The following is an 11,954-nucleotide window of genomic DNA, read 5'->3' on the forward strand; positions in this document are numbered from 1 at the left end:
TGAATCATCGCGGGGACCAGCACGTACGCTAGGTTTGGGATATGACCAATCCGGGTGAGGACGCAGCCGCAACGCCGCCGTCGGAGTCGGGTTCGGGCCCCGAGTCGGCGCCCGAACCGACCGCAACCGGGTACGAGGCCCCACCGATCGAGCGGTCTCCCGCAGAACCGGCCCCGTCGTTCCCCGCGGACTACACCCCGCCGCCCGCCTACGGCTACGTCGATCCGCCCACCCCGCCCAGCTTCCCGCAGCCGGGGTTCCCCGACTACGCGTCGACCGGCTATCCACCGCCGCCGCCGGGCTTCGGCGCCCCGCAGGATCTCGGCGCGCCCTACCCGCCACCGCAGCAGTTCGGCGGCCCGCCGCCTCAGCAGTACGGCGGTCCGCCGCCTCAGCAGCCGCCCGGATTCGGTGCTCCGCCCGCCCCGTTCGGTGCACCGCCGCCGTATCCGGGTGCACCCGGGTTCGGCGGTCCGCCGCCCTACGGCGCCCCGGGTTATCCGCCGGCCCCCGGTTATCCGGCGCCCTACGGAGGTCCGCCCGGCGGTCCGCAGAACAGCATGGCGATCGCTTCACTGGTGTGCTCCGGGATCGCGGTGCCGTTGTTCTTCTTCTGCTTCATCGTGGGCCCGCCGGCCGCCATCGCGGGCATCGTGTTGGGCATCGTCGCGCTCAACCAGATCAAGAAGACCGGCCAGCGCGGCAAGGAACTCGCCATCTCCGGCATCGTTCTGGGTGGCCTGATCCTGGCCGGCGGGATCGCGCTCGGCATCCTCATCGGGACCATCGCCAGCGTCTCACCATGACCGAGGACCGGCCGCTGGACTATCCCGAGGACGCCGGACTGCCGCCGCCGGTCTACCCACCGCCGCCGCCATATCCGGCCTATCCCGGCTATCCGCCGTACCCGTATCAGCCGTCGAAACCGCTGGGCACCAACGGCAAGGCCATCGGGGCGCTGGTGTGCGCCCTGGTCGGCTTTGTGTTCTGCGGGCTGCCGTCGGTGGCCGGCCTGATCCTGGGTGTCATCGCCATGCGCGAGACCAAGCGCACCGGCCAGGACGGTTACGGGCTCGCCCTGGCCGGCGCCATCATCGGCGGCGCGATCACGGCCTTCATGGTGCTCGGGCTGCTGCTGTGGATCGGCGTGTTCGCCAGCGGCTTCAGTCTGGTCTAGGCCGGCGGCCGGTACGGCTCACCGGTGCGCGACATCCCGGCGGCGCGCCCCTTACCGGCGACCACCAACGCCATCTTGCGACTGGCCTCGTCGATCATCTCGTCACCGAGCATCACCGCGCCGCGGGCACCGCCGGCCGTCGAGGTGTGCCATTCGTAGGCCTCCAGGATCAGCTCGGCCTGGTCGTAGTCGGCCTGGCGCGGACTGAAGATCTCATTGCCCGCGGTGATCTGGTCCGGGTGCAGCACCCATTTCCCGTCATAACCCAGCGCCGCCGACCGGCCGGCCACCCGTCGGAACCCGTCGACGTCACGCACCTTCACATACGGCCCGTCGACCGCATTGATACCGCGGGCGCGGGCGGCGATCAGGATCCGCATCAGCACGTGGTGGTGGGCGTCGCCGATGTCGTACCCCTCGGGCTGACCGCCGACCTCCAGGGTGCGCATGTTCAGGCTGGCCGCCATGTCGCCGGGCCCGAGCACCAGCGCCTGCACCCGCGGGGCAGAGGCGATGGCGTCGATATTGGTCAGCCCCTGCGCGTTCTCGATCTGCGGTTCGATGCCGATGCGTCCCACCGGCAACCCGTGGGTCATCTCGAGCTGGGTGAGCAGCATGTCGAGGGCGTGCACGTGGGTGGCGTCGGGCACCTTGGGCAACACGATGATGTCCAGGTGCGCACCGGCACGTGCCACCACCTCGATGACATCGGCATGCGTCCACGGCGTGGTCCAGTCGTTGACCCGCACTCCGCGCAGCTGCCCGGACCACCCGTCCTCGGCCAGTGCCTGCGCCACCCGCGCGCGTGCGTTGTCCTTGGCATCGGCGGCGACGGCGTCCTCCAGATCCAGGAACACCTGGTCGGCGGGCAGCGCCTTGGCCTTCTCGATCATCTTGTCGCTGCTACCCGGCACCGAGAGGCAGGTTCGGCGGGGGCGATACAGGTTGTCCACGCCCTAAGTCTCTACGCTTTGTCTCATGGTGGCGGTAACCCGGGTCTATGCAGCCCGCCTCGCGGGCATGGTGGTCCTGGGCCCCGATGGCGAGTCCGTGGGTCGGGTCCGCGACATCGTGGTGAGTATCAGCATCGTCCGCCAGCAGCCACGGGTGCTCGGCCTGGTGGTCGAACTGCTCACCCGCAGAAGGATTTTCGTTCCCATCCTGCGCGTCACCGCGATCGATCCGGGCACCGTGACGCTGTCCACCGGAAACGTGTCACTACGCCGGTTCGCCCAGCGGCCCGGTGAGGTGCTGGCGTTGGGACAGATTCTGGAGACCCGGGTACGCGTCGACGACCCGGATCTGGAACAACTCAGTGGCCTCGACGTCATCGTCGTCGACCTCGGCATCGAGCAGACCCGCACCCGGGACTGGATGGTGACCAAGGTGGCGGTGCGCCCGCAGCGACGGCTCGGCCGGCGCAGCAACGTCCACTCGGTGGACTGGAAACACGTGCACGGGCTCACCCCGTCCGGGCTGGCCATGCCCGACCAGGGGGTGGCCCAGCTGCTCGAGCAGTTCCAGGGGCAGCGCGCGGTCGAGGTCGCCGACGCCATCCGCGATCTGCCGGCCAAGCGGCGCTTCGAGGTCGTCAACGCCCTCGATGACGAGCGGCTGGCCGACGTGCTGCAGGAGCTTCCCGAAGAGGAGCAGGCGGCCGTGCTGCGGCAGTTGAAGACCGAACGCGCCGCCGACGTCCTGGAGGCGATGGACCCCGACGACGCGGCCGATCTGCTGGGGTCGATGGCCCCGGCCGATGCCGAACAGTTCCTGCGCCGGATGGATCCCGAGGACTCCGAAGACGTCCGGCGTCTGCTGAGCCACTCGCCGAACACCGCGGGCGGTCTGATGACCTCCGAGCCGGTGGTGCTGGCACCCGACACCACCGTCGCCGAGGCCCTGGCCCGGGTTCGTGATCCCGATCTGACGCCGGCGCTGGCGTCGCTGGTGTTCGTGGTGCGCCCGCCCACGGCCACCCCGACCGGCCGCTATCTGGGTTGTGTGCACCTGCAGCGACTACTGCGCGAACCGCCGTATGTCCTGGTGAGCGGCATTCTGGACAAGGATCTGCCGCACCTTCGCCCGGACGAGACCCTCGGCGCCCTGACCCGCTACTTCGCCGCCTACAACCTGGTCTGCGGGCCGGTGGTCGACGAGGAGAACCACCTGCTGGGCGCGGTATCGGTCGACGACGTGCTCGATCACCTGCTGCCCGACGACTGGCGTGAACGGGAAGCCGCCGAGCCCGTGATCGTGTCCCAGGAGACGGCCCGATGAGCGGGAGTCGCGCATGAGCGAGGCTTGCCGAGCGAATCGACGGGTCACATGCGAGGACCGAGCTTGCGAGGGGGTCGCATGAGCGAGGCTTGCCGAGCGAATCGACGGGTCACATGCGAGGACCGAGCTTGCGAGGGGGTCGCATGAGCGACCGCATCGACACCCCGCGGGCCGGCCGGCGGCGCCTCACACCACGGTTCGATGTCGAGGCGGCCGGCCGCTTCGGCGAATCCTTCGCACGCTTTCTGGGCACCGGGCGATACCTGGCGATCCAGACCATCGTGGTGGTCGTCTGGATCCTGCTGAACATCGGCGCCTTCGCCTGGCAGTGGGATCCGTACCCGTTCATCCTGCTCAACCTCGCCTTTTCCACCCAGGCCGCGTACGCGGCGCCGCTGATCCTGCTGGCCCAGAACCGGCAGGAGAACCGGGACCGGGTCGCACTCGAAGAGGACCGTCGGCGCGCCGAACAGACCAAGGCCGATACCGAATTCCTGGCCCGCGAATTGGCGGCACTGCGATTGGCCGTCGGCGAGGTCGCCACCCGCGACTACATGCGCCGCGAGCTCGAGGAACTGCGCGACATGCTGGTCGAACTGGTGCCGCCGAAGCCCAAGAAGGGCAAAGCCAAGCGCGCCGCCGCCGCAGCTACCGAGAACGCCGAGCCGGAATCCGATCCGATCGACGAATCCGAAGTAGGCGGGTAACCCCATTGCCGCACCACAACCGCAGACCACTGGGTATGGTGACCTGGTTCACAACGGTCGGGTAACGGATCTAGGACGGTTGAGTGGCAATACTGACAGGCGCCGCCCTCGCGGCGGCGCGGCGCCGCGCTGAACAGGCGATCCGCACCGCAGCCGATTCTGTTCCCAGTTCCCGCGGGGTGCTCGGTATCGCCGTGCTGACCCCGTTGGTCCTGACCCTCGGGGTCGGTGCGTCCGCTCCGATGTTCAAGCCGGTGCTGGAAGCCACCGTCACCCCGTTGGCCGCCGTCGTCGAAACACCGTCCGGTGATTCGGGTGCGACGGTGGTCGCCGCCCGCAAGGCACCGCGCCCGTTCCAGACCGCGGGCACCGCCCTCTCCGCGCCGCCGCCCACCGCGGTGGTGAGTTCGCCTGGCAGCCTTCGCATTCCGACGGTCGCACTGAACGCCTACCGCAATGCCGAACGCATGATGGCCGGCGCGGCGCCGAACTGCGGGATGAGCTGGAATCTGCTCGCCGGGATCGGCCGGATCGAATCCATGCACGCCAGCGGCGGCGCCACCGATGTCAACGGCACCGCGGTGAAGCCGATCCTCGGGCCCGCGCTGGACGGCACACTGCCGGGCAACGAGGTCATCGTGCAGAGCCGCAACAACGACCGGGTGACCTACGCCCGCGCGATGGGCCCGATGCAGTTCCTGCCGGGCACCTGGTCGCGGTACGCCTCGGACGGCAACGGTGACGGCAAGGCCGAGGTGCAGAACCTGTTCGACGCCACCCTTGCCGCGGCGCGCTATCTGTGCAGCGGTGGGCTCAGCATGCGCGATCAGGGTCAGGTGATGACTGCGATCCTGCGCTACAACAACTCCGTCGCCTATGCCCGCAACGTGCTCGGGTGGGCCGCGGCGTATGCGACCGGGGTGGTCCCGGTGGATCTGCCGCCGATCACCGGGTCGGTGCCGCAGCTCAGAGACGCCAACGTGCATCTGAACACCAATGCCGAGGGTCTCGGGCCCGGCCTGCCGCTGAATGCGTTGGGGCTGCCGGCCACCGACCCGATGTCGATGATGCAGATCTTCGACGTGGGACGCGCCAATGTGGCCGACCGCCTGCCGGTGCCGCCGGGACCGGATACCCCGGCGATGATGCCGAACTGCGCGGTGTTCTGCATCGGCGAGAACACCCCGGCTCCGCAGGCGCCGTTCAACCCGTTCGCGCCCCCGCCGCCGGCCGCGCCGTTCAACCCGTTCGCGCCCCCACCGCCGGCCGCACCCTTCAACCCATTCGCGCCACCGCCACCGGTCGCGGCACCTGCACCGCCGGCACCGTTCAACCCGTTCGCGCCGCCTCCCCCGCCCGCACCGGCGGTCCCGGCGCTGCCCGCACCGCTGGGTCCGGCACCCGGCCCCGCGGCCTGAGCGTTCCACCCGGCCCCGCGGCCTGAGCGTTCCACCCGGCCCAACCGGCTAGTCGGCCCGGCGGTCCGGCCATCGGCCGGCGCGGCCTAGACTCGCGGGTGATGTCCTCGCCTGATAAAGACCTCGAAGCCGCGGTGCGCGCCGCGCTGAGCAAGGTCGTCGACCCCGAACTGCGCCGCCCCATCACCGAGGTCGGCATGGTCAAAGCCGTCACCGTCGAGGCCGATGCCGCCGTGCACGTCGAGATCTACCTGACCACCGCGGCCTGCCCGAAGAAGGAGGACATCGCCGCCAAGGTCACCGCGGCGGTCACCGATGTCCCGGGCACCGGCGCGGTCAAGGTCACCCTCGACGTGATGAACGACGAGCAGCGTGCCGAACTGCGCAAGCTGCTGCGCGGCGACTCCCGTGAACCGGTCATCCCGTTCGCTCAGCCCAACTCGCTGACCCGCGTCTATGCGGTGGCCTCGGGTAAGGGCGGCGTCGGCAAGTCCAGCGTTACGGTGAATCTGGCTGCCGCGCTGGCGGCGCGTGGCCTGCAGGTCGGTGTGCTCGACGCCGATATCTACGGCCACTCGGTGCCCCGGATGATGGGCATCGTGGACCGGCCCACCCAGGTCGATTCGATGATCCTGCCGCCCATCGCCCATGACGTGAAGGTCATCTCGATCGCAATGTTCACCCAGGGCAACACGCCCGTGGTGTGGCGCGGTCCGATGCTGCACCGCGCGCTGCAGCAGTTCCTGGCCGACGTCTACTGGGGCGATCTCGATGTGCTGCTGCTGGATCTGCCGCCGGGCACCGGCGATATCGCGATCTCGGTGTCGCAGCTGATCCCGGGCGCGGAGATCCTGGTCGTCACCACCCCGCAGTCGGCCGCGGCCGAGGTGGCCGAGCGGGCCGGCGCGATCGCGCTGCAGACCCGTCAGCGCATCGTCGGCGTGGTGGAGAACATGGCCGGCCTGACCTTGCCGGACGGGACCGTCATGCAGATCTTCGGTGAGGGAGGCGGGCAGCAGGTCGCCGAGTCGCTGACCCGGTCGGTCGGCGCCGAGGTGCCGCTGCTGGGTCAGGTGCCACTGGAACCGAAGCTGGTCGCGGCGGGCGATTCCGGTGTGCCGCTGGTGCTGTCGGCGCCGGATTCGGCGGCCGGCAAGGAACTTCGTAAGGTCGCCGACGCCCTGGGCGCTCGCAAGCGTGGGCTGGCCGGGATGTCGCTGGGGCTGGATCCCGCGGGGCGTTAGGTCGCGTCGACGTCGAACCGGGTGACCCCGGGCTCGGGCTTGGGCCCGTCGGGCGCCGCGGCCGGCTTGGGCGCATCCGGGGACACCGGCTTGACCGGCTTGTCGAAGTTCCCGGTCAGGAACGAATCGTCGCCGTCGAGCAGGTGTTTGGTCAGCGCCGCGCGCGGGGTCATGCCGCGAAGCTTCTGCAGTTCGCTCAGCGGTTCACGCAGATCGTCGAACTCAGGCCCCAAGTCCTGACGCAACTGGCTGGTGGCTCCGCTGAGGTATTCGCGGACCTGACGGACCGCCCCCGATGTCCACCGGATCGCGCCGGGCAGCCGTTCGGGGCCGAGGATGACGAGGCCGGCCACCACAAGTAGCAGCATCTCGCCCCAGCCGACATTCGCGAACATGACTAGGTGGTGCCGTCGCCGTCCGGGGTGACGGTCAAGGTCACCCGACGGCCGTCGCGGACGACCTCGACGGGGGCGGGCTCGCCGATCTTGAGCTGCCGGACGGCGACGACGAATTCGTCGGCGTCGGCGACCTCGCGGTTACCGATCTTGACCACCACGTCATTCTCCAGGATGCCGGCCTTCTCGGCAGGGCCGCCGGCCTTGACGTTGGCGATCTGCGCGCCGGAGGCCAGGTCGTTGCTCACCGAGCGGGCGGTCAAGCCCAGCGTAGGATGCTCGATCTTGCCCGCCTCGATCAGCTTCTGCACGACGTCCTTGACCTCGTTGACCGGGATCGCGAAGCCCAGACCGCTGGCACTGTCGGACAACGACTTTCCGGCCGTGTTGATCCCGATGACCTCGGCGTTCATGTTGATCAGCGGGCCACCGGAGTTGCCGTGGTTGATCGATGCGTCGGTCTGCACGCCGTCGATCACGGTGTCGGTGTCCGAACCGTCGCCCGACAGCGGCACCGGCCGGTGCAGCGCGCTGATGATGCCGTGTGTGACGGTGCTGCGCAGGCCCAGCGGGGCGCCGGCGGCGATCACTTCCTCACCGACCTGCAGCTTCTCGGAGTCGCCGAGCTTGGCCACACTCAGGTTGTCGACGTTGTCGACCTTCAGCACGGCCAGGTCGGTCTTGGGGTCGCGCCCGACCAGGTTGGCAGGCACCTCGGAACCGTCGTTGAAGACGACGAACATCTTGAACTTGGCCGGGTTGGTGGCCGCCTCGGAGATGACATGGTTGTTGGTGACGATGTAGCCGCGGCCGTCGATGACGACGCCGGAGCCCTGTGAACCCGCGCCGTCACTGGAGGTTTCGATGGTGACCACCGAATCGGCGACTGCCGCGGCGACCTCGGCCAGCTTCCCGAGCGGCGCGTCGGGCAGATCGCTGGTCTCCAGGGTGACCTTGGAGGTGGTGAACGCCTCGACGACCTCGGCGGTCTTACGTCCGATGACGCCACCCAGCGCACCGATGACCAGCGCCATGATGGCCAGGATCACCAGGGCGACCGCCGACACCTTGCGACCGAACAGCACGTCGCGGACGCCGAGCTTGCCCTGCGGAGCGACCACCACAGTGGGTGCGGCCGGCGCCATCGCCGGGGATCCGAGCGCCGCGGCGGCGGCAGGATCGCGCCACGGGTCGACGGTGTCGTCCTCGTCGGCCAGGCTCTCGGCCGCCAGCGCACCGGCATCGGCAGGGTGGCGTTGCAATGAGTCGCCGCCGCTGTAGGGGCGACCGAACGCCTCGGCCAGCACCGGGTCGGGCGACAGGTTCTTGGGGGTGTATTCCCCCTGGTCGCGATGCTTGTCGGCGTCCAGGAACGAGCCGGCGACACCGTCGGGACGGCCGAAGGCCCGCTGGGCGGCCGGGTCCACGGGCGGTCGCGACACGGGTCGAGGAGCCAGACGGGGGTTGCTACCTGAATCGTCCTTGTTGGTCACCCGCGCATCACTTCCCGCTCAAAGCGCGTGCCATCGGCGGCACACGCGACTGATCGTCTCCGCATCAACCCTACCGGCGCTTACGGCGGGACCTGGCCACGCCGTCGGCGACTCGCTGCGGGTCTTGTTCGGTTGCCGGTTCCGGCGGATCGCGGTCCGGGATCTGCGATAACAGGCCGAGCAGAGCCGTCGGGATCGCGATCTGGCAGGAGTCACGCAGGGCGCTGCGGGCCTGGCGCTGCGCGTCGACCTCGTTGGCGCACAGCGGGCACAGCGAAAGGTGGTGGCCGGCCCGCAGATGTGCGGTCATGCGCAGCTCACCGTCGACGAACGCGGCGATGGCCTCGGGTGAGAGATGCTCGGTCGAGCCGAACTGTCGGGGACCGACCGGTTCACTGCTCTGCGAGGCGAACTGGGTCGGCAGCCAGGAGAAGGCGCGGCGGAATACGTCGCCAGGGTCAGCCATCACCCCGCTCCTTTCGGCTCGCCGCGCGAAGATGCGCACACCACTCATTTGAATGTAGCGCGGCAAGCCGTGCCTCACATCCACGACGCTCAGGCGGTGGCGCTCAGCTCGTCGGAGTGCTTGGCCAGATGCTCCCGCAGCGCCTGCCGACCACGGTGGATGCGGCTGCGGACGGTGCCCAACTTCACCCCGAGGGTGGCGCCGATCTCCTCGTAGGACAGCCCCTCGATATCGCACAGGACAACGGCGGCGCGGAATTCCGGCGGCAGCGAGTCGAGCGCGGCCTGCAGGTCCGGGCCCAGCCGCGAGTCGTGATAGATCTGCTCGGGGTTCGGATCCTCGGCGGGCACCCGGTCGTAGTCCTCGGGCAGCGCCTCCATGCGGATGCGCGTGCGGCGCCGGACCATGTCCAGGAACAGGTTGGTGGTGATGCGGTGCAACCAGCCCTCGAAAGTGCCGGCCTGGTAATTGTGTACCGAGCGGAAGACCCGGATGAAGGTCTCCTGCGTGAGGTCCTCGGCGTCCTGCTGATTGCCGGACAGGCGGTAGGCCAGCCGATAGACCCGGTCGGCGTGCTGGCGCACCAGCTCGTCCCAGGACGGCATGGCGGCCTTGTCGCCGGTGGCATCGAACACCGCGGTGCCGGTCAGCTCGTCAGACGGCTCAACCCACTCGGCTTCGGTGAACTGCTCCAGATGGGGCATGGACACGGGACTCGGGGCGACGGTGCTTCCAGAAGCTGAAGCGGTGATCGGATCCTCCATTTCAAGGTGGCAGGCAGGCGTCTGCTCGTTGCTGATGGAAACGTGGCCGAGGCCATCGGTATTCCGTGATCGCAAGCTGTCGCCGTGTTCCATGGGTAGTACGTTCTCCCGCCGGGGTGTGCCTGACATATGAGCAAACTGAACAATTCCTGAGAAAGCAGATACCCGGCGTTCCACCAGGCAAAACCGGCGGATTTCGGCTGTGATCTGGCACGCTCGGGCGGGCGTGTCGCGGGTGCCCGGGTGGCGGATGGTTCTACGCTGCGGGCATGGCCAGCACCGACGACTCCGCCCAATCGATCGTCTCGCACGCAGAGGCGTCGATCACCGAGGACGCGGTGACCGCCGCCGCCCGGGAACGCGCGGTCGACAGTGGTGCCGGTGCGGTGACCCCGGCGGTGGGCGCGCTGCTGTCCGTGTTGGCCCGGCTGACCGGCGCGAAGGCCGTGGTCGAGGTCGGTACCGGAGCCGGCGTGAGCGGGTTGTGGCTGCTGGCCGGGATGCGTGAGGACGGCGTCCTCACCACCATCGATGTCGAGCCCGAGTATCAGCGGCTGGCCAAGCAGGCCTTCTCCGAGGCCGGCGTCGGGGCCTCGCGGACCCGGCTGATCAGCGGGCGCGCCCAGGAGGTTCTGACACGCCTCGCCGACGAGTCCTATGACCTGGTGTTCGTCGATGCCGCGCCCGCGGATCAGCCGGCCTATGTCGCCGAGGGTGTGCGGTTGCTGCGCGCGGGCGGGGCGATCGTGGTGCACCGGGCCGCGCTCGGCGGCCGGGCCGGGGATGCCACCGCCAACGATCCCGAGGTCAGCGCGGTCCGCGAGGCGGCGAGGTTGATCGCCGAGGACGAGCGGTTCACCCCGGTGCTGGTGCCGCTGGGTGACGGCCTGCTCGCCGCCGCCCGCGATTAGACCTTTTCTGGCGAGCAGGGGCACCCTCTCTCCGCGAGCAGGGAGACCTTTCCCGGCGAGCAGACACAAACTTGCGGAAAACCCGGAAAATTCCGCAGTTTTGCGTCTGCTCACCGAGTTATCCACAGGCAAAAGTCGGTCATCCTTGGCTGAGAGGCGCCATCCGCTGACCATTCCTCCATGTCCATCGATGACGTCTTCGCCGCCGACGGGGGTCTGGCGACGACCCGGCAATTACTGGAAGCGACGTCCCATCGCGGGATCGCCAACGGCGTTCGAGCCGGCGCCATCCACCGCGCCGCGCACGGCGTGTACTCCGCTACGCCTCTGACGACGACGTTGCGACTGCGGGCACTCGACCTGTCGGTGGGCACCCGCATCGTCGCCTGCCTGCACACCGCCGCGGAGTTGTATGGGTTCGACACGGACCACGACGGCAGACTGCACGTCCTCGACCCTGGTCGACGGGTCAGGCCAGGCGACGGCCTCATGGTTCATCAAAGGGTTGGTGCACCGCTGAAGGTCGTCGGCGACCGTCTGTCTACCGCTCCGGCGTGGACCGCCGTCGAGATTGCCGATCGGTACGACGTCGGCGTGTTCTCGGAGTTCTCGATGCCGCGCTGCACTCCGGGCACTGCACCCCGGCAGACCTGGCAGCGGCCGTCGATGAACAACGGGGCAGGCGCGGCATCGTCACCGTTCGCGACTTGGTTGGCCTGTCCGACCCACGACCTGAATCGCCGATGGAAAGCGAGGCACGACTCGTCTTCCACGATGGCGGCCTACCTGCACCGGAGTTGCAGCACGAGATCGTCGACCTGCACGGAAAGCTGTGGCGGGTTGACTTCGCCTGGCCCTCAGCACGATTCGTGGCCGAATACGAGAGCATGGAATGGCATACCACCCCCGAGGCGCTGCGGCATGACCGGATGAAGGTCGCACGCCTGCAGGAAGCCTGCTGGACGTCTATGCCGCTGGTGATCGACGACGTGCGGCACTACCCAGATGAACTCGTAGCCCGCGTCTTTCACCACCTCGATTCGCCCCGCCGGGCTGGGTGAACAGACACAAACTTGCAGGATATGGCCGATTTCTTGCAAGT

The 11,954-nt window shown here is 68.9% G+C and carries 12 protein-coding genes and 1 pseudogene; 8 read left to right on the forward strand and 5 right to left on the reverse strand.

The genetic code is table 11. From position 1 onward, the window contains the following. Positions 1 to 41: 41 nt before the first annotated feature. Positions 42 to 806 (forward strand): DUF4190 domain-containing protein, encoded by a 765-nt coding sequence (locus ACLBYA_RS00870; protein ID WP_447707464.1) that lies wholly within the window; start codon positions 42 to 44, stop codon positions 804 to 806. Beyond that, positions 803 to 1,177, forward strand: a complete 375-nt coding sequence (locus ACLBYA_RS00875; RefSeq protein WP_447707465.1) for a DUF4190 domain-containing protein — start codon at positions 803 to 805, stop codon at positions 1,175 to 1,177. The genes ACLBYA_RS00870 and ACLBYA_RS00875 overlap by 4 nt, the downstream gene beginning before the upstream one ends. On the opposite strand, the gene ACLBYA_RS00880 is transcribed toward ACLBYA_RS00875, so the two are convergent. After that, complete coding sequence (locus tag ACLBYA_RS00880) at positions 1,174 to 2,130, reverse strand: HpcH/HpaI aldolase/citrate lyase family protein (protein WP_447707466.1); 957 nt, start codon at positions 2,128 to 2,130, stop codon at positions 1,174 to 1,176. The genes ACLBYA_RS00875 and ACLBYA_RS00880 overlap by 4 nt on opposite strands. A gap of 25 nt (positions 2,131 to 2,155) precedes the next feature. On the opposite strand from ACLBYA_RS00880, the gene ACLBYA_RS00885 reads away from it, so the two are divergent. From ACLBYA_RS00885 to ACLBYA_RS00900, 4 genes are all read left to right on the forward strand, one after another. Beyond that, a complete protein-coding gene (locus ACLBYA_RS00885) occupies positions 2,156 to 3,454 on the forward strand; it encodes a magnesium transporter MgtE N-terminal domain-containing protein (protein WP_447707467.1) in 1,299 nt (432 codons plus the stop codon). A gap of 143 nt (positions 3,455 to 3,597) precedes the next feature. Further along, positions 3,598 to 4,161, forward strand: coding sequence for a DUF1003 domain-containing protein (locus ACLBYA_RS00890; RefSeq protein WP_447707468.1), 564 nt, complete (start codon positions 3,598 to 3,600; stop codon positions 4,159 to 4,161). A gap of 83 nt (positions 4,162 to 4,244) precedes the next feature. Then, positions 4,245 to 5,579 (forward strand): lytic transglycosylase domain-containing protein, encoded by a 1,335-nt coding sequence (locus ACLBYA_RS00895; RefSeq protein ID WP_447707469.1) that lies wholly within the window; start codon positions 4,245 to 4,247, stop codon positions 5,577 to 5,579. A 101-nt stretch (positions 5,580 to 5,680) separates the two neighbouring features. Next, a complete protein-coding gene (locus tag ACLBYA_RS00900) occupies positions 5,681 to 6,823 on the forward strand; it encodes an Mrp/NBP35 family ATP-binding protein (RefSeq protein ID WP_447707470.1) in 1,143 nt (380 codons plus the stop codon). Here the strand turns inward: ACLBYA_RS00900 and tatB are convergent. The 4 genes from tatB to sigE all read right to left on the reverse strand — a co-directional run bounded on the left by tatB (position 6,820) and on the right by sigE (position 9,941). Beyond that, positions 6,820 to 7,218, reverse strand: a complete 399-nt coding sequence (gene tatB, locus ACLBYA_RS00905; protein ID WP_447707471.1) for a Sec-independent protein translocase protein TatB — start codon at positions 7,216 to 7,218, stop codon at positions 6,820 to 6,822. The genes ACLBYA_RS00900 and tatB overlap by 4 nt on opposite strands. A 2-nt stretch (positions 7,219 to 7,220) precedes the next feature. After that, complete coding sequence (htrA, locus tag ACLBYA_RS00910; RefSeq protein ID WP_447707472.1) at positions 7,221 to 8,711, reverse strand: serine protease HtrA; 1,491 nt, start codon at positions 8,709 to 8,711, stop codon at positions 7,221 to 7,223. Positions 8,712 to 8,781: 70 nt separating this feature from the next. Next, positions 8,782 to 9,177: an anti-sigma E factor RseA gene (gene rseA, locus ACLBYA_RS00915; RefSeq protein WP_447707473.1), complete on the reverse strand. Its 396-nt coding sequence runs from the start codon at positions 9,175 to 9,177 to the stop codon at positions 8,782 to 8,784. A gap of 89 nt (positions 9,178 to 9,266) precedes the next feature. Further along, entirely contained in the window at positions 9,267 to 9,941 is a 675-nt protein-coding gene (gene sigE, locus ACLBYA_RS00920) for an RNA polymerase sigma factor SigE (RefSeq protein WP_447707474.1), read from the reverse strand. A 269-nt stretch (positions 9,942 to 10,210) separates the two neighbouring features. On the opposite strand from sigE, the gene ACLBYA_RS00925 reads away from it, so the two are divergent. Both ACLBYA_RS00925 and ACLBYA_RS00930 read left to right on the forward strand, forming a co-directional pair. Continuing rightward, positions 10,211 to 10,852, forward strand: coding sequence for an O-methyltransferase (locus ACLBYA_RS00925; protein WP_447707475.1), 642 nt, complete (start codon positions 10,211 to 10,213; stop codon positions 10,850 to 10,852). A gap of 180 nt (positions 10,853 to 11,032) precedes the next feature. After that, a pseudogene (locus ACLBYA_RS00930) lies at positions 11,033 to 11,913 on the forward strand (hypothetical protein). Positions 11,914 to 11,954: the final 41 nt, after the last annotated feature.

Source organism: Mycobacterium sp. C31M (genome assembly GCF_053345865.1).